The organism is Parazoarcus sp. PS-13 R2A (assembly GCF_057621855.1).
In genome coordinates, this window is sequence record NZ_JBYEXN010000003.1 from 157,065 (window position 1) to 179,740 (window position 22,676).

Consider the following 22,676-nt stretch of genomic DNA (forward strand, 5'->3'; position numbering starts at 1 on the left):
GATCCCTCTGACCCGAGCGCCCATGTTTGGTTTCTTCAAGAAGTCCGGCAAGTCCGAAAAGCCTGCCGTAACGCCGTCTGCCGACGATCCGTCCGCGCCCTCAACCACTGAAACCGCAGCACCCGTCCCCGCGCCGCTGCCCGAGGAGAAGCCTGCGGTGCCTGCGAAGGTGACGCCGGATGCGGTCGAGCCTGAAGCGCCTGTCTCACCTGCCGCGCCCGCCGCCGTTACCCCGGTCGTTACCCCGGCCGTGGCTGCGTCCGCAGTCGAACAGGCGGCTGCGCCCAAGCGTTCGTGGGCCGAGCGCCTCAAGGCCGGCCTGTCGCGAACCCGGCAGCAGTTCGGTGGCGGTCTGGCGAGCCTGTTCGGGCGCAGAAAGATCGACGAGGACCTCCTCGAAGAGCTCGAATCAACGCTGCTGATGGCCGACTGCGGCGTCGACGCCACCCAGCACCTGATCGACGACCTGCGCCTGCGCTGGAAGCGCGACAAGCTCGAAACCGCCGACCAGCTGCAGCAGGCGCTGGCCGATGGCCTGCACAAGATCATCGCGCCGCTCGAGCAGCCGCTCGACGTGTCCGGCCACAAGCCCTACATCATCATGATTGCGGGGGTGAATGGCTCGGGCAAGACGACCTCGATCGGCAAGCTCGCCAAGTACTTCCAGCTTCAGGGCAAGAGCGTGCTGCTGGCCGCGGGCGATACCTTCCGCGCCGCTGCGCGTGAGCAGCTGATGACCTGGGGGCAGCGCAACAACGTGACCGTGATCGCGCAGGACGGCGGTGATGCGGCTGCAGTGATCTTCGACGCCATCAACGCGGCGCGTGCGCGCGGCATCGATATCGTGCTCGCCGATACGGCCGGGCGTCTGCCGACCCAGCTGCACCTGATGGAGGAAATCGCCAAGGTGCGCCGCGTCGTGACCAAGGCCGACCCCACCGGTCCGCACGAGGTCGTGCTGGTGCTCGACGCCAACATCGGCCAGAACGCACTCGCCCAGGTCAAGGCCTTCGATGCCGCCATCGGTGTCACCGGACTGGTGGTGACCAAGCTCGACGGCACGGCCAAGGGCGGCGTCATTGCCGCAATCGCGCGTCAGTGCCCCAAGCCTTTGCGCTTCATCGGCGTGGGCGAAGGCATCGACGATCTGCAGCCCTTCAAGTCGCGTGAGTTCGTCGACGCCCTGTTCGAGCCGCTTGCCGGGGCAAACGCTGCGGCCAGGGGCGACAAGGCATGATCGTTTTCGAGGACGTTGCCAAACGCTATGCGGGCGGCTACACGGCGCTTGCCGGCGTCAGCTTCGAGATTCGCCATGGCGAACTGGTGGTGCTGTCGGGCCATTCAGGCGCAGGCAAGAGCACCCTGCTCAAGCTGATCCCGGCCATTGAACGGCCGACCGCGGGTGCGGTGCGGATCAACGGGCAGGATGTGTCCCGGCTGCCGTCGCGCGCCATTCCCTACCTGCGGCGCAACCTCGGGCTGGTGCTGCAGGAAAGCCGCCTGCTGTTCGACCGTTCGGTGTTCGACAACGTGATGCTGCCGCTGGTCATCACCGGACACCCGCCCGGCGACGCCGCCAAGCGTGTCGCGGCGGCACTCGAGCGCGTGGGGCTGGACGGGCGGGGAAGAGAGATGCCGGCGGGCCTGTCGGGCGGTGAGCAGCAACGGGTCGCCATTGCCCGTGCCATCGTCAACCGCCCCTCGATCCTGCTTGCCGACGAACCGACGGCGCATCTGGATTCGGCCACTGCGGCCGGGATTGCCGCCTTGTTCAAATCATTCAACAGTGCAGGTGTCACCGTGCTCGTATCCACCCATGATGCGACCCTGTTCGCCGAGTCCTCGCCGCGTCGGCTGACGCTGGCCAAGGGTCTGCTGACGGAGGGCGCATGAGCAACTGGTTCTATCTGCATTTCAGGGCGATCGCCCAGGCGCTCGGGCGCCTTGCCAGCCAGCCTCTGGGCACCTTGCTGTCGGCGCTGGTGATGGGCATTGCCCTGTCGCTGCCGGCAGGCGGCTATCTGCTGCTGGACAATATCGCTTCGCTTGCGCGCGGGGTTTCGGGCACGCCGGAGATCAGCGTCTTTCTCGAAACCGGTGCCGACGAAGCCGACGCCGCAGCCATCGAGAAGCGCCTGCGCGCCGATCCGCAACTGGCCAGCTTCCGCTTTGTGCCGCGGGACGAAGCCCTGCAGCAACTGGAGCGGGGCGGGCTGGGTGACGTGCTTGGCGGGCTCGATGCCAACCCGCTGCCCGACGCCTTCGTGGTGACGCTGCGCACCGGCGATCCCGCTGCCTTCGAAGCGCTCACCGGCGAGATGAAGACCTGGCCCAGGGTGGCACATGTGCAGCTCGACTCGGGATGGGTGAAGCGGCTGCATGCGCTGCTTGTGCTCGGCCGCTCGGCGGTGCTGATGCTGGCGGGGCTGCTCGGTTTCGCGCTGGTCATCGTCACCTTCAATACCATCCGGCTGCAGATTCTTACCCAGCGGGCAGAGATCGAGGTGAGCCGGCTCTTGGGCGCGACCGATCCTTTCATCCGCCGCCCCTTCTACTGGTTCGGCGGCCTGCAGGGCGTGCTTGGTGGCCTGGTGGCGCTGGGGGCCGTGTGGCTGGGCGTGGCCGCGCTGGCCGCACCGGTTGCAGGGCTGGCGGAGACCTATGGCGCGGTGTTTTCGCTGGCCGGGCCGCAGTGGCCGGAGTCGCTCGCGATCGTGTCGTTTGCAGCCTTTCTGGGCTGGCTTGGTGCGGAGATCTCGGTGCGCCGTCACCTGGCTTCGGCCTGAGGCGTCGCAAGCCGTTTCAATCGCAAAGCGGGCGCCACTGGGCGCCCGCTTTGTTTTGGTGCGCCCGGCAGGGCGCACTTACTAGGAGGTGTAAGTCCTCTACTCACCCGGCAAGGGGAAGAGTTAGCTGAACGGCAAGGGTGTCGCGGGCAACTGCGAATCTGGAGGAAGCCGAAGGCAAAGCGCTGGCCTGACGAACAGGAAGCGGATACGAGGCGCTGCAGTGGGGTGAGGCGGCCAATATCGTCAAAGCCCGAAACTTGCACGGAACGCTGTGGCGTAGATCCGACAGGCATAAGCGTGAAGGTATGTGCGTCATACCCGGGGAGATCCTCACGGGTGCCATGGTGCTACTGACGTCGTGAGGCGTCGGGATGCGCGTGAGGAAGTCAGCCGAGGCCATAGTAGCCGCCGGTTTGGGGCGAAGGGCCGAACATGGAAGAACGCGAGTAGGCGAACGTTTCTCGATGAAACTGACGAAGACAGAAGCCCATCGGGCAGATGGGGCGCGGGCAGAGGAGTCTGGACGGTATCTGGAGGGTGCTGGGCTGCGTGTCGAGGTTGAATCGGCGGGTGTTGAGCGGACGAAAGCGGAGTGGGCGTGTGAAAGCGGGCTGATGGAAGTCGTGTGTGAGCGCGGCAACCTGTGGCTTGCGTATGAGCGGGTGGTCAGGAACAAGGGTGCGGCCGGTGTCGATGGCATCGGGGTGTCCGAATTCAAGGCTCACTTGCAGCAACACTGGCCGACGATCAAGGCCAAGCTGCTGGCGGGGATGTACGTTCCGCAAGCAGTGCGCCGAGTGGATATTCCGAAACCGCAAGGTGGGATGAGGATGCTGGGCATTCCGACGCTGACGGATCGCTTGATCCAGCAAGCGTTGCATCAGGTGCTCTCACCGATCTTCGAGGCGGAGTTCTCCGAGTCGAGCTACGGCTTCCGACCGGGGAGGTCTGCCCATCAGGCGGTCAAGGCGGCACAGCAATACGTCGCCCAAGGCAGACGAGTCGTGGTGGATATGGATCTGGAGAAGTTCTTTGACCGGGTCAATCACGACATCCTGATGGCAAAGTTGGCGAAGAAGATCGAGGATGGGCGGGTACTGAAGCTGATTCGACGGTATCTGGAGGCAGGGATGATGGCAGAGGGGGTGGTCAGCCCGAGGACGCAGGGTACGCCGCAAGGCGGCCCATTGAGTCCGCTGCTGTCGAACATTGTGCTGACGGAATTGGACCGGGAGCTGGCGCGTCGGGGCCACGCGTTCTGCCGTTACGCAGACGACTGCAACATTTACGTCCGAAGCCATGCGGCAGGCGAGCGTGTTCTGGCGGGTATCAGCCAGTTTCTATCCGAGCGGCTCAAGCTCACGGTCAATGAGGCCAAGAGCGCGGTCGCACGACCGTGGGAGAGGAAGTTTCTGGGCTATAGCCTGACATGGCACAAGACCCCGAAGCTGCGGATTGCGCCAGTCAGCCTGAAACGGCTGGAGGACAAGATTCGCGATGTGCTCAAAGGCGCGAGGGGTCGCAGCGTGCGCGCCACGATCGAAGAATTGAATCCGGTGCTACGGGGTTGGGCAGCGTATTTCAAGCTGACCGAGACCAAGCGGGTGCTGGAAGAGATCGACGGTTGGCTCCGGCGTAAGCTGCGCTGCATCCTGTGGCGGCAGTGGAAGCGGCCCTATACGCGTGCCAAGAGCCTGGTGAGGGCAGGACTGAAGGAGGAGCGGGCGTTTCGCTCAGCGTTCAATCAGCGCGGGCCGTGGTGGAACAGTGGCGCCAGCCACATGAATGCGGCCTTCCCGAAGTCCTTCTTTGATCGTTTGGGGCTGGTGTCGCTGCTCGACACGACGCGACGACTCCAGTGTTTTTCATGAACCGCCGTATGCGGAACCGCATGTACGGTGGTGTGAGAGGGCGACGGGGGCGACCCCGTCCCCTACTCGATTATCAGGCGTCGTTCTTGAGCGCTCTGATTTCCGTCCTCAGCGCACGAATCTCCGCCATCAGGACTTCGTGATCCACCATGACCAGGGTGCGTGTTTGGTCCTGCTCCTGATGTTCGACCTCGGTCATCGCGTCGACCACGATGGCGATGAAGAGGTTGAGCACCGCGAAGGTGGTGAGCAGGATGAAGAGCACGAAGAAGACCCAGGCCAGCGGATGGACCTCCATCACCGGGCGCACGATACCCATCGACCACGATTCGAGCGTCATCACCTGGAACAGGGTGTAGAAGGACGCACCGATGGAGCCGAACCACTCCGGGAAGTCCGCACCGAAGAGCTTGGTGCTCATCACCGATGAGACATAGAACACCAGCAGCAGCAGCGCAAGGACGGAGCCCATGCCGGGCAGGGCGCGGAGCAGGGCGTTGACCACCTTGCGCATCGACGGAATGACCGACACCAGGCGCAGGGCCCGCAGGATTCGCAGCGCGCGCAGCACGGCCATGCCTTCGCCTGTGGGCGCCAGCGTGATGGCGACGATGGTGAAATCGAACAGGTTCCAGCCGCTTGTGAAGAAGCGATGCCGGTAGGCCAGGAGCTTGAGTGCGATCTCGACGACGAAGATCGCCAGCGCGAGCCGGTCGAGGGCAATGAGCACCCCACCTGCAGCGCCCATCACCGCTTCCGAGGTTTCCAGCCCGAGGGTGATGGCATTGATGACAATCACCGTGATGATGAAACGTTGAAAACCAATGGATTCAATAAGGGTGCGAAGTGCTGTCATGGTCGTGATGCAGTTTTAAAGGGGGTGGGAACGCGTCTTTGAGTTGCTTGCGCGGGGCGGGTTCAGATTCAGTAGAATTCAGGCTGGCAATCACCTGATGGCTTTCGATAGTAAATTCCAATCGAGGCCATCTTCAATCTCAATTAGAGCAAATTCGTTCAAGCGACTATCATTTGTTCGTCGCAGTTACATCAACCCACACGGAGACTCAGCAATGTCCCTGATCAACACCGCAGTTCAGCCTTTCAAAGCTCAAGCCTACAAGAACGGCAAGTTCATCGAAGTGACCGATGCAGATCTGAAGGGCAAATGGTCCGTCCTGATTTTCATGCCTGCAGCCTTCACCTTCAACTGCCCGACCGAGATTGAAGACGCGGCCGAGCACTATGCAGAGTTCGAAAAGGCTGGCGCCGAAGTGTACATCGTTACCACCGATACGCACTTCTCGCACAAGGTGTGGCACGAGACCTCCCCCGCCGTGGGCAAGGCCAAGTTCGCGCTGGTGGGCGATCCGACCCACAAGCTGACCAACGCCTTTGACGTGCATATCGCCGAAGAAGGCCTGGCACTGCGCGGCACCTTCATCGTCAATCCGGACGGCGTCATCAAGACCATGGAAGTCCATGACAACGCGATCGCCCGTGACGTGACCGAAACCGTGCGCAAGCTGAAGGCTGCTCAGTACGTTGCCTCGCACCCGAACGAAGTGTGCCCGGCCAAGTGGAAGGAAGGCGAGCAGACCCTGGCTCCGTCCATCGACCTCGTCGGCAAGATCTAAGTTGTCGCTGTAGTTGCCCGGGCCTATCCGGCCCAGGCAGCCTGCTCTGCAGCCGGCCACGCGCCGGCTGCGTTGTATCCGGACCACCGAACATGCCGATGGTCCTCACTATCAAGGAAGAAGTCATCATGCTGGACGCCAATATCAAGACTCAACTGAAAACCTATCTGGAAAGGGTGACGCAGCCGATCGAGATCGTGGCGTCGCTGGACGATGGCGAAAAGTCGCGCGAAATGCAGGCGCTGATCAAGGATGTCGCCGAACAGTCGGACCTCATCAGCGTCATCGAACGTCGTGACGACTCCGAGCGCAAGCCCTCCTTCTCGGTCGGTCCCAAGGGCGGAGAAGCGCGCGTGCGCTTTGCCGGCCTGCCGATGGGGCATGAATTTACCTCCCTCATCCTTGCCCTGCTGCAGAGCGCGGGCTATCCGCCCAAGGTCGAGGCGGACGTGATCGAGCAGATCAAGAACATCGAGGGCGAATACAATTTCGAGACCTACATCTCGCTGTCCTGCCACAACTGCCCGGACGTGGTGCAGGCGCTCAACCTGCTCTCCATCCTCAATCCGAACATCCGCCACACCATGATCGATGGCGCGCTGTTCCAGGGCGAAGTGGAAGAGCGGAAGATCATGGCCGTGCCCACGGTCTACCTGAACGGCCAGGAATTTGGCCAGGGGCGCATGGAGCTGGCCGAGATCATCGGCAAGATCGATACCGGCGCCGAGAAGCGCGAGGCCGCCAAGATTGCCGCCAAGGACGCGTTCGACGTGCTCATCGTCGGTGGTGGCCCGGCGGGTGCGGCGGCGGCGATCTATTCCGCACGCAAGGGCATTCGCACCGGCATCGTGGCCGACCGTTTCGGTGGCCAGGTGATGGATACCATGGGGATCGAGAACTTCATCTCGGTGAAGGAAACCCAGGGGCCGAAGCTGGTTGCGGCGCTCGAAGAGCACGTCAAGCAGTACGACGTCGACATCATGAACCTGCAGCGTGCGGCCAAGCTGGTGCCGGGCGACCTGACCGAGGTGCAGCTTGAAAACGGCGCCTCGCTCAAGGCGAAGACCGTGATTCTGGCGACCGGCGCACGCTGGCGCGAAATGAACGTGCCGGGCGAACAGGCGTTCCGTGGCAAGGGCGTGGCCTACTGCCCGCACTGTGATGGCCCGCTGTTCAAGGGCAAGCGTGTGGCAGTGATCGGTGGCGGCAACTCGGGCGTCGAGGCGGCGATCGACCTTGCCGGCATCGTGGCCCATGTCACCCTGCTTGAGTTTGCCGACACTCTGCGTGCCGATGCAGTGCTGCAGAAGAAGCTCTACAGCCTGCCCAACGTCACCGTGATCAAGAGTGCCCAGACCACCGAAGTGACCGGTACCGACAAGGTCAATGGCCTGATGTACAAGGACCGCAGCACCGGCGAGATGAAGCGCATCGAGCTCGAAGGCATCTTCGTCCAGATCGGCCTGCTGCCCAATACCGACTTCATGAAGGGCGCGATCGAGCTGTCGCGCTTCGGCGAAGTGATCGTTGACGCCAAGGGCCAGACCTCGGTGCCGGGCATCTTTGCCGCCGGTGACTGCACCACGGTGCCGTACAAGCAGATCATCATCGCCATGGGCGAGGGTTCCAAGGCCGCGCTGAGCGCCTTCGATCACCTGATCCGGAGTTCGGTCGAAGCCTGACCAAAGGTCAGCATTGCTTCACGAATGCCCCGCCAGCGAGCGGGGCATTTTTTTGGGCGTCCGTGAGCCGAAAGCGAACCGAAAGTACGCTGGTGGCAGGATGAGGCTGAATCCGGCTTGCAGCCGTGCGCCCGGGCGTCGGATCATGCGAATATAGGGCACCCCCCAACACTCAGTCGGAAGCAAGAACAATGGATTTGCCTGCACACCAGCTCACGATGACCGTCCTCATGACCCCGGAGATGGCTAACTTTTCCGGCAAGGTGCACGGTGGTGCCATCCTCAGGCAGCTCGACCAGGTGGCTTATGCCTGCGCCAGTCGCTACGCCGCACGCTACTGCGTGACGCTCTCCGTCGATCAGGTGATGTTCCGCCAGCCGATCATGGTGGGCGAGCTGGTGACCTTTCTCGCCAGCGTGAACTACACCGGCAAGTCTTCTCTCGAGGTCGGCATCAAGGTGGTGGCGGAAAACATCCGCACCCAGGAAGTGCGCCATGCCAACAGCTGCTTCTTCACCATGGTTGCGGTGGACGACGAGGGCAAGCCGGTGCCGGTGCCGCCGCTACGGCCGTTCAGCCCCGAGGAGAAGCGCCGTTTCGAGGCCGCTGCGGCACGCAAGGCGCTGCGCCTCGAGCTGGAGAGGCGTTTTGCCGAAACGCATGGCAATGAGGGAAAGCGGGGCTGAGGCCGACGCGACCGGGTTCAGTTTCCGAGCCTGGCGATGAAGTAACCGGCGACGACGGCAGTGCCGATGACGCCGGCCACGTTCGGCCCCATCGCATGCATCAACAGGAAGTTGCCGGGGTCGGCGCGCTGACCTTCCACCTGACTGACCCTGGCCGCCATCGGGACGGCAGACACGCCTGCCGAACCGATCAGCGGATTGATCTTCTCTTTCGACACCAGGTTCATCAGCTTGGCCATCAGCACGCCCGATGCCGTCGAGATGGAAAAGGCGACGATGCCCAGGCTCAGAATCTTCAGCGTTTCCAGTTGCAGGAAGCGCTCACCGGTCATGGTGATGCCGACCGAGGTGCCGAGCAGGATGGTGACGATGTTGATGATTTCGTTCTGTGCGGCCTTGCTCAGACGCTCTGTCACGCCGCACTCGCGCAGGAAATTGCCCAGCATCAGCATCCCGATCAGGGCTGAGGCGGCGGGCACCAGCAGGATGACCAGCACGGTGACCACCAGCGCGAAAATCAGCTTCTCCGTCTTCGATACCTGACGCAGCGAGCGCATGCGGATGGCGCGCTCCTTGGTGGTGGTCAGCGCGCGCATGATCGGGGGCTGGATCAGCGGTACCAGCGCCATGTAGGAATAGGCCGCCACCGCGATCGGTGCCAGCAGTTCGGGGGCGAGCTTGTTGGCGAGAAAGATCGATGTCGGGCCGTCGGCGCCGCCGATGATGCCGATGGCCGCTGCCTGGTCGGTCGAAAAGCCGAGCATTGCGGCACCGATGAAGGTGGCGAAGACACCGAACTGGGCGGCGGCACCGAGCAGGAAGGTGCGCGGGTTGGCGATGACCGGGCCGAAATCCGTCAGTGCGCCGACGCCGAGAAAGATGATCGGCGGGAACAGCTCCAGATGGACCCCGAGCGAGATGTAGTGGAACAGACCGCCCGGGGTGTCGCCCACCGGCGGGTTGACCATGCCCTCGGTGGGCAGGTTCGCCAGCAGCGCACCGAAGGCAATCGGCACCAGCAGCAAGGGCTCGAAGTTCTTGTACACCGCGAGGTAGAGCAGGCCGCAGATGACCACCCACATGATCATCATCTGCAGCGTCACATGGCCGAAGGCGGTGAGCGCAATGAGGTCGTTCAGCATGTCCATCGGGAGGCCTTCGGATGAGGTGCTCGGGCTGTCGGGGGGCTGTGGTGCACGCTTCAGCCGATGCTCAGGAGGGACTGCCCCTCGGCCACTGCGGTGCCGGCAGCGACGTTGATCGCCGTGATTCTGCCGTCACGCGGTGCGGTGATGTAGGTGTTCATCTTCATCGCCTCGAGGACCACGAGTTGCTGGCTCTTCGTGACGTGCTGACCGACCGCGACATCGACCGAAACCACTGTCCCGGCAAGTGGGCTGGGCACGTCGCCCGCACCGCCGTCAGCTGCTGCAGCGGGTGGCGGCGCGGCTGGCGCGGCCGCCGCTGCGGGGCGAGCGGGGCGCGGAGCGGGGGACGGTGCCGGTGACGGGCTCGCGCTGGCCGGCGCGACAGCATCCAGTTCCTCGACGCTGACTTCGTAGGGGGTGCCGTCAACGGTGATCCTGAAATTTCTCATTGTTTCTCTCATTGATGTCTGTTGACGGGGGGCTGCACGGGCGCCGGGTCTTGCGGGGGTGCGTCCTGGTCAACATGGGGTGGGCCGGGGATGGCCCAGTCCCAGCGCACGCGATGCGATGAAAACTGCTCGGTGCGGCCCTCGCGGGCCCAGGTGACGGCCAGATGGGCTGGCGCCCTCACCGAGACCACCCGTCCGCGCCCACCGGTCATGACCGCGACGGCGGCCGTGATTGCTGCGACATGCGCCGCCGGGATGCCGGGCGCAGCGGGTGTCGGCCCGGCTGCAGGCGGGGCGACCGCAGCGACGGCGGCCGGACGGGGCGCGGCGACCGCGAACAGGCGCCCGATGAGCGCGCTGACCAGCCACAGCAGCGACAGTGCGATGAGCACGACGCTGAAGCCGGTCAGAATGAATGCCAGGGTGTCGGTTACGCTCATCGCTGGTGCTCCCCGGTCCTCACAGCGGGATGTTGCCGTGCTTCTTGGGAGGACGCGTCTCGCGTTTGGAGAGCAAGGAGCGCAGGGCCAGCGACACCGCAGCGCGGGTTCGCCGTGGCTGGATCACGTCATGCACGAACATGCGCGCGGCAGACTGGTAGGGCGATGCGAATTCGGCGCGATACTCGTCGATCAGCTCGCGACGACGTGCGGCCTGGTCTTCAGCCTCGTCGATCTCCTTGCGGTACAGGATGTTGACTGCACCCTCCGCCCCCATGACGGCAATCTCGGCCGTCGGCCACGCCAGCACGAGGTCGGCACCCATGTCGCGCGAGCACATTGCCAGAAAGGCGCCGCCGTAGGCCTTGCGCATGATGACGGTGATCTTGGGGACGGTGCTTGCACCATAGGCGAACAGCATCTTGGCGCCGTGCCGGATGATGCCCTGCTTCTCCTGCGCCACGCCGGGCAGAAAGCCGGGCACATCGACCAGCGTGACCAGGGGAATGTTGAAGATGTTGCAGAAGCGGATGAAGCGCGCACCCTTGTCCGAGGCGTCGATGTCCAGCGTGCCGGCCTTGACCAGGGGCTGGTTGGCGACAAAGCCGACCACGACGCCATTGATGCGTCCGAGCCCGATGACGAGGTTGGCTGCAAACTCCTGCTGCACCTCCAGAAAGCTGCCTTCGTCGGCCAGGCGGGCGATGACATCCTTGACGTCGTAGGCACGCTTGGCGTCTTCCGGCAGGATGTCTTCGATACCGGTGTCGTCCTGCAGCGTGATCTCTTCGCTCAGGCGGTGGGGCGGGTCCATCATGTTGTTCGATGGCAGATAACTCAGCAGCTTGCGTACCAGCTCCAGGGCGTGGCGGTCATCTTCCGCAATGAAGTGGATGTTGCCCGAGTCGCGCGCATGGGCTTCGGCCGAGCCAATTTCTTCCAAGGTCGTGTGCTGGCCGGTGACGGCGCGGATGACTTCCGGACCGCAGATGAACATGCTCGCCGAGTGGCGCGTCATGATCAGAAAGTCCATCATCGCCGGGGAGTACACCGCGCCGCCTGCGCACGGCCCGCAGATGACCGCGATCTGGGGTACGACGCCTGACATCAGCACGTTGCGGTTGAATACCTGGCCATAGCCCGACAGGCTTTCCACACCTTCCTGAATCCGCGCGCCACCCGAATCGTTGAAGCCGACCAGCGGCATGCCGCCACGTGCGGCATGGTCCATCAGCTCGCAGATCTTGCGCGCGTGGACGGCGCCGAGTGATCCGCCGGCAATCATGAAGTCCTGGCTGAAACCTGCGACCGGGCGTCCGTCGACAAAGCCGATACCGGTGATGACGCCATCGGTGGGGAGCGATTTCTTCTCCATGCCGAAGCCGCGCGTCTCATGCTGGGCATGAAGACCGAACTCCTGGAAGGTGTCCCTGGCATAGAGGCCCTGCAGCCGCTCGCGTGCGGTCAGCTGGCCTTTGGCATGGCGCCTGGCGATGCGTTCCGGCCCGCCGGAGGCAATGGCCTCGGCCTGGCGTCGCTCAAGGTCGTCGAGTAGCTTCTTGTCAATCGCCATGGATCCTCTTCAGCGCTGGGGTTGAGCATTGCCGCGCGTCAGGCGAAAACGCCTGCGCAGGTACAAACCTTAGCATGGTCTATGTTTCATTCCAGCCTTGTACATGCAGGCGGGTTTATCTTTCCGTGCCGGCGGTATGTGAGCGCTGCGTGACCGCTTCCGCCGGGCGGTACTCCGCCTGGCGCTGCCCGGCCGGGCGCTCGGCAAGCTGGAGCAATGCCCGCAGCTGGAGGATCAGCGCATTGCGCAGTTCGAGCAAGTCGCGGATGCCGCGTTCAAGCTCGGCGTGCTGAACCTCATCCCGGGCATGCATGGTGCATAATTGCGTGCCCAGTTCATGAACCGACCGGTGCACGGACTGAATCTGCTCCCAGGTCCTGTCGCCTCGGCGATGGTTCAGGCCGCCAGCGTCCAGCCACTTGCCGAATGCGCATTCATGACGATCGAGCGGTGGCGGTGCCCCCCGTTCGCCCTTGAGGTAATGAATCAAGGCGCTGATCCACGCCCGATGTTCGACACTGGCAAAGAGCAGGGGCAGCGCGCTGCGTCTGACGGTCCGGCAAGCCTGCCATGTCGGGTCGGGGCGCCACGATGCGCACCAGCCAGGTATCGCCGCGGCGGGCATCGGACGCGCGATCCCGTAGCCTTGCGCCAGTTCGCAGCCGAGCTGCAGCAGCAGCTCTCCGTGCTCCACGGTCTCCACGCCTTCCGCAATGACCTGGCGGCGGAACGCTGCGGCCAGGCCGAGCACGCTTTCGACAATGGCGAGATCGTCAGGGTCGTCGAGGATGTCGCGTACGAAGCTCTGGTCGATCTTGAGCTGGGCGACCGGCAGGCGCTTGAGGTAGGTCAGCGACGAATAGCCGGTGCCGAAGTCATCGAGTGCGAACTTTACGCCGAGCTCGCTGCAGGCCTGGATGATCTCCGCGACCCCGGCGAGATCCTCGAGCGCACTTGTCTCCAGGACTTCCAGCTCAACGCAGGAGGGCGGGATCTGCGGGTGTGCGCTCAGGATGTCGCGCAGGCGGTCCACAAAGCCGGGGTCGCGCAACTGGCGGGCGCCGACGTTGATGCTGGCGTGCAGGTCGAGGCCGAGGGCATGCCAGGCTTCCATCTGGCTCAGCGTGGTGTCGATGACCCAGTCGCCGAGCTCGATCGACAGCGGATGGTTCTCGATGACCGGCAGGAAGGAGCCCGGGAGCAGCAGTCCCTTTTCGGGGTGCTGCCAGCGGATCAGCGCTTCGGCGCCGACCACCTTGCCGGTGCGCATATTGACCTTGGGCTGGTAATACATGACCAGTTCGTTCTCGGTCATGGCCTGGCGGATGCGTTCGAGACTCTCGTAGTGGCCGCGCACGCTGCGGTCATGGTCGGCGTCGAAGACGTGATAGCAGTTCTTGCCCGAGAGCTTGGCCTGGTACATCGACTGGTCGGCCTGACGCAGCAACTGGTCGGCATCCACTTCCTCCGTCTGCGGATAGAAGGTGACGCCGACACTGGCCGAAACCTGCAGCACCAGATCGTCGACATGAACCGGCTGGGCGGCAGCCGCGAGCAGGCGGGTGAGCAGTGTCACGCTGTCGGCGACCGCATCGAGATCGACCAGGACCGCGACGAACTCGTCGCCGCCCAGGCGGGCGAGCGTGTCGCCCTCGCGCAGCGTCTGGCGCATGCGTGTCGACACGGTCATCAGCAGCTGGTCACCCGCGTCATGGCCGTTGTGGTCGTTGACCGATTTGAAGCCGTCGAGGTCGAGATAGGCGACGGCCAGGCGCTGTTTCCGCCGCTGGGCCTGGGCCATGGCCTGGTGCAGCCGGTCGGCAAGCAGTACGCGGTTGGGCAGGCTGGTCAGCGCATCGTAGTGGGCAATGTGCTCCAGCTGGCTCTCGTGCTCCTTGAGCCGGGAAATGTCCGAAAAAAGTGCCACGTAACGCTGAATGTTGCCGTGCTCGTCGCGCACCGCGCTGATGGTCTGCATTTCGGCGAACACCTCGCCATTCTTGCGTCGGTTCCAGACCTCCCCCGACCACTGCCCGTTCTCGACCAGGGTTTTCCACATCGTTGCGTAGAACTCGTCGGACTGACGGCCGGACTTCAGGATACGAGGGTTCTGCCCCAGCGCCTCTTCGCGGCTGAAGCCGGTCATGCGGCTGAAGGCTGCGTTGACATCGATGATGCGGCCGTCGGGTGCGGTGATCATGATGGCTTCGTGTGCATGGGTGAATACGCTGGCGGCGAGGTGCAGGCGCTCCTCCGCCTGCTTGCGTTCGGTGATGTCGACAATGTCGCCGATGTAGTGCTGCAGTTTTCCCTGTGTGTCGCGCGAGGCGGTGATCGACATCTGCACGTGGTAGAGCGTGCCGTCCTTGCGCCGGTTGGCCAGTTGCCCGCGCCAGAAGCCCTCGTTGAGCAGGGTGGTCCACATCCGGGTGTAGAAGGCTCTGTCATGTGTGCCGGATGCGAGCAGACGGGGGTTGCGGCCGATGACCTCGTCTGTGCCGTAACCGGTGATGCGGGTGAAGGCGGCATTGACGGAGATGATGTCGGCGTTGACGTCGGTAATGACGATCGCCTCGGCACTGGACTCGAAAACCGTCGCATTGATGCGCTGCAGCCGCTCCGCTTCGGCGCGCTGGGTCATCAGCTGGATGCGGCGACGGTAGAAGGCGCCGGCGATCAGGATGACGGCGAGCAGGGCCGAGCCGACCACGAACACCAGGGCTTTCGCTTCGCTTCTCCAGCCTTGCAGCGCGGTGTCGCGATACAGGTGGGTGATCACGATGAAGGGGTACAGGGAGGAGGCGCGGAAGGTGCTCAGGGCGCCACCGCGGTCATCCGTGTCGCGCTCGAAGCGACCGTGCTCGGCGTCGGTTTGCACCAGGGCAGCGAGGTCGCCGGCATTGACCGTGCCTGCTCGGGCGTCGGGGTCGTTGGCGATCAGCAGTGTGCCGTCGTAGCGCAGCACCTTGATCAGGGCCGTTTCGGAATGGACGCTCTGCGACATCAGGTTGACGAAGAAGTCCGGATTCAGCGCGATCAGGATCGTGACCGCGTGGTCGCCGAAGCTCAGGCTGCGCGCGACCGGGATGAAACTCAGCGCATCGGCGTCCAGCGGGGCGTCTGCCGTGGAGCGGCGTCCGCCGGCAAAATCGCGTCCGGCCCACGGGACGCCAATGCGCAGAATCTCGCGGGCGCCGCTGACCGGCGGAAGAAAGTCTTCCAGCGTGATCGTCTCGCCGATATTGGCCGGATTGGAACTGGCGATGATGCGGTTCTGATCGTCGACCAGCGACATCGAGCGCAGGAAGGGAGAATTGCGCAAGGTGGCGAGAAAGGCGACCTCAGTCGCCGCGAGGTCGGGGCGGCCATCGTTTTCTGTCACCGAGGTGGCGGCCGCCAGTTCGGCAATATTCAGGCTCTGTGTCAGATAGTCCTCGAAGCTGCGGGTGTGCAGCGCCGAGATCTCATAGCCCGCACGCACCGCGTCAGCGTTCAGGCGCCACAGGGTGTAGCCGGTGATTGCAAGGAGCCCGGCCGAGAACAGCGACAGCGTGAGCAGGAAGGTGAGGCGCAGCTGGCGCACGCTCTGCGTCACGGAGCGACGATCGGGTCAAGCTTGTGGCGCCTGGCGGCAGACATCAGGCGACCGTCACGCTTGATGTCGCTGACAAAGCGCTCGAGGCGGGCATGCCAATCGTCATCCCCGGGTTGCATCGCATAGGCATAGGACGTGACGTGATACGTGCTTGGAGGGGACACGAGTCGGGCCCACTGTGCATTCGCGAGAAAGCGCTGAATGTAAGGGTAATCGGTCATGAATACGTCGGCCCGCCCCGCCTGCACCTCCTGTTCGCGCGCAAACGGGGTGTCGAGCACCAGCAGTTCGGCGGCCTTGAGCTTGTTGCGCATCACAGGCTCATGCAGCGTCCCCTTCGCCACGGCGACGACCGACCCCGGCTTGTCGATATCGTCCCACTGCTTGATGCGGCGGTTGGTTTTCGACGCAATGGCGTAGATGTCGCTGGCGAGATGCGGCGTGGTGAAGCGCAGTTTTTTCTGTCGTTGCGGGGTGATGCCAACCGCGAACATGGCGACGTCGCACCGGTCGGCGCTGATGTCGTCGATCAGGCGTGCGAATGAGCTGTCTACGAAAACAACGCTGGCACCAAGATCCTTGCCGAGCGCCTCGGCCATGTCGATGTCGATCCCCGAGAGCTCCTGCGTTTTCGGGTTGCGATAGCTGATGCCGTAATAGTCCGGCCAGATGCAGACGCGGACCTGCCTGTCTGCCGTGACGCGTTCAAGGCGTCCGGTGCGCTCCTGCTGGCTGGCCGCGTGCAAGGGAAAGGCGAGACATGTGGCGACGGTCAGTGTCAGAGCAATGCGGTGCATCAGAATCTTCCTTCCTGAAAACGGCCTTGGAGCATTTTCGGTAACGACCGATGACGAGACATCGGCAGCGCGGTCCCGGGGCGCTTTGCGGTGGCGAAGATTACCACTTCGTAAGTAGGAATGAATGCGGCGGATGTCTCGGCTGCACGCAGATGGATTTCAATCCTCTGTGCGGGAAGTGTGCGCCGGCACTGCCCGTGAGACAACCAGCATGGAAATCTGCTACGCCAGTGCCTGAATGCGGCCAGCCAGCAGGCCATCAACCGAAAGCCCTAATTTAAGGAAACCGCCCGCGTGCGCGTGCATGCGTCGGCGAAGCCGGGTCGGGTGGGCGCTCTTCACGTCGCGCATGGCGGGCTTCGCTGTGCAGTAAGGGGCGGATGCCCCCGCCAATTTTGTGGCTCAATTCCCCATGCGGCGTATCCGTCGTCAAGCCGTGGGCGCATGAACGCGCTTGATGAAGGCTGTGCTGGAAAATACGGCGCGGCAAGGGTACTGTATGACGAATCTACCCGCAATTCGCGGGCCGGTACCGCAGAGGGAGCTATGGCACGCATCGATTGGAGCGATTACGCCTGTTCGGGTTTGTACGACGAGCTTGTCACCGAGGACGGGGTGCCCCGGGAAGCAGCCGATGAGTTGTGCCGTTACCTGGCGAGCCTGTCCGCCGAAGAGGTGGCAGAGCTCAAGACCGCCGCCGAGGTGGCGATTCAGGTGATGGGAATCACCTTCACCGTGTATTCGGACGGCAACATGATCGATCGGGCCTGGCCCTTCGACATCGTGCCGCGAATCATTCCGCTGAAGGAGTGGGAGCGCGTCGAGGCGGGGCTCAAGCAGCGCGTGCACGCGCTGAACCTGTTCATCGACGACCTCTACCACGACCAGCGCATCATCAAGGATGGCGTCTTTCCGGCCGAACTGCTCGAGCAGTCGGTGAACTTCCGCCCTCAATGCGTGGGTGTGAGTCCGCCGCACGGCATCTGGGCACACATCTGCGGTTCGGATCTGGTGCGCGACAAGGATGGCACCATCTACGTCCTCGAAGACAATCTGCGCATCCCCTCGGGCGTGTCCTACATGCTCGAGAACCGCAACGTGATGAAGCGGGTGATGCCCGAGATGTTCGAAACCGGCAGGATCATGCCGGTCGACGACTACCCGTCACAGCTCTACGACATGCTCTCGGCGATGTCGCCGCGTCCGGGCGAGATGCCTTCGATCGCGATCCTGACCCCGGGCATCTATAACTCGGCCTATTTCGAGCACGCCTATCTTGCGCAGCAGATGGGCGTGGATCTCGTCGAAGGCTCCGACCTCATTGTCGGTACCGACGATTGTGTCTACATGCGCACGATCGATGGCCTCAAGCGGGTGGATGTGATCTACCGGCGGGTTGATGACTTGTTCATCGATCCGGAGGCCTTCAATCCCGACTCGATGCTGGGCGTGCGCGGCCTGATGCGGTCCTGGCGCGCGGGCAAGGTGGCGCTGTGCAATGCGCCGGGTGCGGGTGTTGCGGACGACAAGGTCGTGTACGCGTTCGTCCCCAAGATCATCAAGTATTACCTTGGCGAAGAGGCGATCGTGCCCAATGTGCCGAGTTATCTGTGCATGTACGAAGACGACCGGCGCTATGTGCTCGACAATCTCGACAAGCTGGTGGTCAAGCCTGCCAACGAATCAGGCGGTTACGGCATGCTGGTCGGGCCGCACTCAACAGCTGAACAGCAGGCCGAATTCGCGGAGCGCATCAAGGCCGATCCGCGCAACTACATGGCGCAGCCGACACTCATGCTGTCTGCCGCGCCAACACTGTGCGGAGACGGTATCGATCCACGGCACGTCGATTTGCGTCCGTTCATTCTCTCTGCCGGTACCGATACCTACGTAACGACGGGTGGCCTGACACGGGTTGCGCTGGTCAAGGGGTCGCTGGTGGTGAACTCATCTCAGGGTGGTGGCAGCAAAGACACCTGGATTGTCGATACCGAGGGGGCCTGAACATGTTGTCCCGAGTCGCAGAAAACCTTTACTGGATGGGGCGCTACATGGAGCGCGCCGAAGACACTGCCCGTCTGATCCAGGTCAGCCGCCACGTGATGCTCGATTTTCCGGGTACGGCCAACCTGGGCTGGTCCTCGCTGATCAATATCACGGGCAGTGACGAACTCTTCAACGAGCACTATGGCAAGCGCGACGAGGCCAGCGTGCTGGCCTTCCTGTGTGCCGACCGGCGTTACAGTGGCTCGATCGTCTCGGCACTTGCTGCCGCACGCGAGAACCTGCGTACCACTCGCGAGGTGATGCCGCGCGAGGTGTGGGAGGAAGTCAATCAGCTTTACCACGCCGTCAGCGAGCAGGCCAGCCAGGGCATTTCAGTGCGCCGGATGGACGGGTTTCTCAAGACCGTGATTCGCGGTTGCCAGACCATTACCGGGATGATCATCGGTACCTTGAGTCACACGCCGGCCCGCACCTTCTGCGGTATGGGCTGCTATCTCGAGCGTGCCGACATGACCACCCGTACCCTGGACGTGCGCTCGGCGAACCTGCTGCCCCGCGCACCGGGAGATCTCACACCCTTCGAGAATCTGCAGTGGATGGGCGTGCTCAAGTCGCTGTCGGCCTACCAGATGTACCGCCAGCATGTTCGTCACCGCGTGCGCGGTCCGGAAGTGGTTCGCTTCATCCTCAACGACCCGCTTTTTCCGCGTTCGGTGAAGCGCTGTCTCATGGACCTGCATCGAAACATGTACACCCTGCCGCGGAACGATGCGGCTTGTGCAGTGGTAACGGCGTTGCAGGCGCGCTTCGACTCGGTGGATACCGACTGGCTGGCCGGCTCACCGGACGACCTGCACCGGTTTGTGGATGATCTGCAGGTGGGGATCGGCGAGATTCACGACGTGATCAAGTCCACCTGGTTTGCCGGAGTGGACGAACCGGCGCCGGTCATCGAGGACTGATGGCATCAGCGTCCGGCGGCCCTTGTCGTGGCTGCCGGGCGCTGTTTTTCAAGGCGCGCGCCATGCTGGCGCGTTGCCGATTCTGTCCATCAGAAAGTCGATGAATATCCTGACCTTTGCCGTCAGGACATTGGATTTCGGATAGACCAGCCACAACGCGGACTGATCGTCGACCCAGTAGTCCGGCAGTACGCGTACGAGCTTGCCCTCTGCAAGTTCGCGATGAACGCTCCACAGTGAATTCACCGAGATTCCTGCCCCTGCGAGTGTGGCGATCTTCTGACTCAAGCCGTCATCCAGCACCAGTCGGCCGCCTGCAAGGCGCGGGTCGAAACGCCCCGATCGCCCGTCGTCACTGATCAGCGCCCTGGACGCCAGGTCCCTGAAGCCGATCAGCTGATGTGCACCCAGGTCGTCGGGGTGGCGGGGGACTCCGTTCTGCGCAAGGTAAGCGGGCGATGCGCACAGCACGCGCCGGTCTTCGGCCAGCTTTCTACACTTGAGGCTGCTGTCATCGAGCACCGCGTTGCGCAGGGCAAGGTCGAAGCTGCCCTCAATCAGGTCGAACTGCGTGTCGGACAGTCTCAGGTCGAGCGTGATGCCTGGGTGCAGGGCAAGGAATTCCGGCAGCAGCGGCGCGATGTAGAGCTGTGCAAAGGTGCTCGAAGCGGCAAAGCGCAAGGTGCCGCTCGCAACCGGCCGTCCCAGTCCCAGGGCTGCAAATGCCGCGCTCTCCTGCGCGAGGATCTCCCGGGCGTAGGGCAGGAACTCGGCCCCTTCCATCGACAAGGCCACCTTGCGCGTTGACCGCAGCAGCAAGTCCGCACCCAGGGTGGTTTCCAGCTTGGCCAGTCGCGCACTTGCCGCAGCAGGCGCGAGGCCCAATGCGCGGCCTGCGGCACTGATGTTGAGCTTTTCCGCCGCAAGTAGAAAGAGCCGGATGCTTTCTGTATCCATGTTTATATCAAAAAGCCGAATTAAGAACTCCTGAATGCCTGCTTTATCCACGAAACGCAAGTCTTTACCTTTAAGCCCGTGCTCTGGATGTCCACGGCTTGGCAGCAGGGCGTCGAGGTGCTTTGCAGTCTGTGCCCCATAACTCACCACTTCCTCATCGAAGGCAACGACGATCTCGCCTGAACGGCGCGGATCGGCAAGGAACGCGATCGCCGCGGCGTGTGTCGTCGTCCGCTGCTCGCAATAACGGAAAACCGCATGTCCAAGACGATCGATACCCCACAGTTTCAGCCTATCAACCGGGGATACAACAGCACCTTCCGCCCGAACCGGCTGAGCCTCGGACTGGTAGTGCCGCTGGAAACCTATGCAAGCAGTCCGGTGCCAACCATGGCCCGTCACGTGGAGCGGGTTCGGCTGGCCGAGGCGCTTGGCTTTTCTGCGGTCTGGCTGCGGGACGTTCCCTTCAACGTCCCCTCATTCGGCGATGCAGGTCAGATCTTCGACCCCTTTACCTACCTCGGTTTTCTCGCCGCCCGTACCGAGCGGATCGCGCTGGGCGTGGCGAGTATCGTGCTGCCCCTGCGTCATCCGGCCCATGTGGCGAAGGCGGCGGCCAGCGCAGACGTGCTGTCGGAGGGGCGGATCATTCTCGGGGTTGCGTCGGGGGACCGGCCGGAAGAGTATCCGGCGCTCGCCCTGCCTTTTGCCGAACGCGGCGCCCGTTTTCGTGCCAGCTTCGACTATATCGAGCGCATGTCGGACGCATCGCCAGCGTTTGAGAACATCTATGGCTGCCCCGATGGCGACATGGACATGTTGCCCAAACCTGCGGGCGGACAACTGCCGCTGCTGATCACTGGCGCCAGCCAGCAGGACCCTGACTGGATCGCACGCCACGGCGCGGGCTGGATCACCTATCCGCGCCCGGCGTTGGTGCAGGCGAAGATCATTGCCGACTGGCGGGCGCGGGTCGAGGCCGTGGGCGGCGCAGCAAAGCCGGCGATGCAATCGCTCTATGTCGATCTGACCGACGACCCTGAGATGCCGCCGCAACCGATTCATCTGGGCTTTCGCTCAGGCGTGCTTCACCTTCGGACCTACCTGAAAGAGCTGGAATCGATCGGCGTGAATCACGTGGCGCTGAACCTGCGCTTCAACCATGCTGATATCGAGACCACAATCCACCGTCTGGCCGCCGAAGTGCTGCCGGACTTCAGCGCTTAAGCGAGGAGCGACAATGCAGAAAACGATTCTTGTCACCGGTTCGACCGACGGCATTGGCTTGGAGACAGCAAAAATGCTGGTCTCGAAAGGGCACACCGTACTCTTGCACGGACGTAATCCGCGCAAGTTGGCGGAGGTGGAGAAAACGTTGCGTGCGCTACCGGGGGCTGGTGTGGTGGAAACCTACGTGGCTGACCTGTCACGCATGGGCGAGGTCGAGGGGCTCGCCAGCGCCGTGGCCGCGCGGCATTCCAAACTCGATGTGCTGATCAACAACGCCGGCATCCTCCGTACGCCCGAACCCATTACCCCCGACGGGCTCGACGTGCGATTTGTGGTGAATACGATCGCGCCCTATCTGCTGACGAAACGGCTCATGCCTTTGCTGGGGCCGTCTGGCCGGGTGGTCAACCTGTCCTCCGCTGCGCAGGCGCCGGTTGATGTGGACGCGCTGGCGGGCAAGGTCCCTCTGGCTGACATGGCTGCGTATGCGCAAAGCAAACTGGCACTGACGATGTGGGCCCGACATCTGGCGCTCGAACTGAAGGCGGACGGGCCGGTCATCGTAGCGGTTAATCCCGGATCCCTGCTGGGGAGCAAGATGGTGAAGGAGGGCTTCGGCGTCGACGGCGGCGATCTCGCCATTGGAGCGGATATCCTCACTCGCGCGGCACTGTCTGATGAGTTTGCGACGGCCAACGGCAAGTACTACGACAACGATTCACGCCGGTTTGCCTCGCCCCATCCCGATGGGCTTGACGCAAGGAAATCAGAGGTGCTCGTGCGCACGATCGAGACACTCATTGCGGGCCTGGCCTGATCGCGGCCGGTGGAGTGCGCGTCTGCTGAGAATCGTGAC

At 63.3% G+C, this 22,676-nt stretch carries 19 protein-coding genes; 11 read left to right on the forward strand and 8 right to left on the reverse strand.

Features of this window, described 5'->3' with window-relative positions:
- Window positions 1-22 precede the first annotated feature (22 nt).
- The 4 genes from ftsY to ltrA all read left to right on the forward strand — a co-directional run bounded on the left by ftsY (window position 23) and on the right by ltrA (window position 4,660).
- Entirely contained in the window at window positions 23-1,237 is a 1,215-nt protein-coding gene (ftsY, locus tag AC22G6_RS04575; protein ID WP_487365800.1) for a signal recognition particle-docking protein FtsY, read from the forward strand.
- The gene (locus AC22G6_RS04580; RefSeq protein WP_487365801.1) at window positions 1,234-1,893 is read left to right on the forward strand and encodes a cell division ATP-binding protein FtsE; all 660 of its coding nucleotides are present in this window, start codon (window positions 1,234-1,236) and stop codon (window positions 1,891-1,893) included. Before ftsY ends, AC22G6_RS04580 begins: the two co-directional genes overlap by 4 nt.
- On the forward strand, window positions 1,890-2,786 hold the full coding sequence (ftsX, locus tag AC22G6_RS04585; RefSeq protein WP_487365802.1) for a permease-like cell division protein FtsX: 897 nt from the start codon (window positions 1,890-1,892) through the stop codon (window positions 2,784-2,786). The genes AC22G6_RS04580 and ftsX overlap by 4 nt, the downstream gene beginning before the upstream one ends.
- 374 nt (window positions 2,787-3,160) lie before the next feature.
- Window positions 3,161-4,660 (forward strand): group II intron reverse transcriptase/maturase, encoded by a 1,500-nt coding sequence (gene ltrA / locus AC22G6_RS04590; RefSeq protein WP_487365803.1) that lies wholly within the window; start codon window positions 3,161-3,163, stop codon window positions 4,658-4,660.
- Between the two features lie 73 nt (window positions 4,661-4,733).
- Here ltrA and AC22G6_RS04595 read toward each other — a convergent pair whose 3' ends face one another.
- Window positions 4,734-5,516 carry an ion transporter gene (locus tag AC22G6_RS04595; RefSeq protein WP_487365804.1) on the reverse strand — a complete coding sequence of 261 codons (783 nt, stop codon included), beginning with the start codon at window positions 5,514-5,516 and terminating at the stop codon, window positions 4,734-4,736.
- A 214-nt stretch (window positions 5,517-5,730) separates the two neighbouring features.
- Between AC22G6_RS04595 and ahpC the strand changes: the two genes are divergently transcribed.
- The 3 genes from ahpC to AC22G6_RS04610 all read left to right on the forward strand — a co-directional run bounded on the left by ahpC (window position 5,731) and on the right by AC22G6_RS04610 (window position 8,662).
- Complete coding sequence (gene ahpC, locus AC22G6_RS04600) at window positions 5,731-6,294, forward strand: alkyl hydroperoxide reductase subunit C (protein WP_108949397.1); 564 nt, start codon at window positions 5,731-5,733, stop codon at window positions 6,292-6,294.
- A gap of 128 nt (window positions 6,295-6,422) precedes the next feature.
- On the forward strand, window positions 6,423-7,976 hold the full coding sequence (gene ahpF / locus AC22G6_RS04605; RefSeq protein WP_487365929.1) for an alkyl hydroperoxide reductase subunit F: 1,554 nt from the start codon (window positions 6,423-6,425) through the stop codon (window positions 7,974-7,976).
- A gap of 191 nt (window positions 7,977-8,167) precedes the next feature.
- The gene (locus AC22G6_RS04610) at window positions 8,168-8,662 is read left to right on the forward strand and encodes an acyl-CoA thioesterase (protein ID WP_108949396.1); all 495 of its coding nucleotides are present in this window, start codon (window positions 8,168-8,170) and stop codon (window positions 8,660-8,662) included.
- Window positions 8,663-8,679: 17 nt separating this feature from the next.
- Here AC22G6_RS04610 and AC22G6_RS04615 read toward each other — a convergent pair whose 3' ends face one another.
- From AC22G6_RS04615 to AC22G6_RS04640, 6 genes are all read right to left on the reverse strand, one after another.
- Window positions 8,680-9,810, reverse strand: a complete 1,131-nt coding sequence (locus AC22G6_RS04615; RefSeq protein WP_487365805.1) for a sodium ion-translocating decarboxylase subunit beta — start codon at window positions 9,808-9,810, stop codon at window positions 8,680-8,682.
- A 53-nt stretch (window positions 9,811-9,863) separates the two neighbouring features.
- Window positions 9,864-10,259, reverse strand: coding sequence for an acyl-CoA carboxylase biotin carboxyl carrier protein subunit (locus AC22G6_RS04620; RefSeq protein WP_487365806.1), 396 nt, complete (start codon window positions 10,257-10,259; stop codon window positions 9,864-9,866).
- 8 nt (window positions 10,260-10,267) lie between these two features.
- Window positions 10,268-10,699, reverse strand: coding sequence for an OadG family transporter subunit (locus tag AC22G6_RS04625; protein ID WP_487365807.1), 432 nt, complete (start codon window positions 10,697-10,699; stop codon window positions 10,268-10,270).
- A gap of 19 nt (window positions 10,700-10,718) precedes the next feature.
- The gene (locus tag AC22G6_RS04630; protein ID WP_487365808.1) at window positions 10,719-12,272 is read right to left on the reverse strand and encodes an acyl-CoA carboxylase subunit beta; all 1,554 of its coding nucleotides are present in this window, start codon (window positions 12,270-12,272) and stop codon (window positions 10,719-10,721) included.
- A 115-nt stretch (window positions 12,273-12,387) separates the two neighbouring features.
- Window positions 12,388-15,867 carry an EAL domain-containing protein gene (locus AC22G6_RS04635; protein WP_487365809.1) on the reverse strand — a complete coding sequence of 1,160 codons (3,480 nt, stop codon included), beginning with the start codon at window positions 15,865-15,867 and terminating at the stop codon, window positions 12,388-12,390.
- On the reverse strand, window positions 15,864-16,664 hold the full coding sequence (locus tag AC22G6_RS04640) for a substrate-binding periplasmic protein (protein ID WP_487365810.1): 801 nt from the start codon (window positions 16,662-16,664) through the stop codon (window positions 15,864-15,866). The genes AC22G6_RS04635 and AC22G6_RS04640 overlap by 4 nt, the downstream gene beginning before the upstream one ends.
- Before the next feature lie 546 nt (window positions 16,665-17,210).
- Here AC22G6_RS04640 and AC22G6_RS04645 point away from each other — a divergent pair.
- A complete protein-coding gene (locus AC22G6_RS04645) occupies window positions 17,211-18,668 on the forward strand; it encodes a circularly permuted type 2 ATP-grasp protein (RefSeq protein WP_487365811.1) in 1,458 nt (485 codons plus the stop codon).
- A gap of 2 nt (window positions 18,669-18,670) precedes the next feature.
- Window positions 18,671-19,633 carry an alpha-E domain-containing protein gene (locus AC22G6_RS04650; RefSeq protein WP_487365812.1) on the forward strand — a complete coding sequence of 321 codons (963 nt, stop codon included), beginning with the start codon at window positions 18,671-18,673 and terminating at the stop codon, window positions 19,631-19,633.
- Between the two features lie 48 nt (window positions 19,634-19,681).
- Here AC22G6_RS04650 and AC22G6_RS04655 read toward each other — a convergent pair whose 3' ends face one another.
- Window positions 19,682-20,590: a LysR family transcriptional regulator gene (locus tag AC22G6_RS04655; protein ID WP_487365813.1), complete on the reverse strand. Its 909-nt coding sequence runs from the start codon at window positions 20,588-20,590 to the stop codon at window positions 19,682-19,684.
- Window positions 20,591-20,848: 258 nt separating this feature from the next.
- On the opposite strand from AC22G6_RS04655, the gene AC22G6_RS04660 reads away from it, so the two are divergent.
- Complete coding sequence (locus AC22G6_RS04660) at window positions 20,849-21,817, forward strand: LLM class oxidoreductase (protein WP_487365814.1); 969 nt, start codon at window positions 20,849-20,851, stop codon at window positions 21,815-21,817.
- A gap of 13 nt (window positions 21,818-21,830) precedes the next feature.
- Window positions 21,831-22,637: an SDR family NAD(P)-dependent oxidoreductase gene (locus AC22G6_RS04665; protein ID WP_487365815.1), complete on the forward strand. Its 807-nt coding sequence runs from the start codon at window positions 21,831-21,833 to the stop codon at window positions 22,635-22,637.
- Window positions 22,638-22,676: the final 39 nt, after the last annotated feature.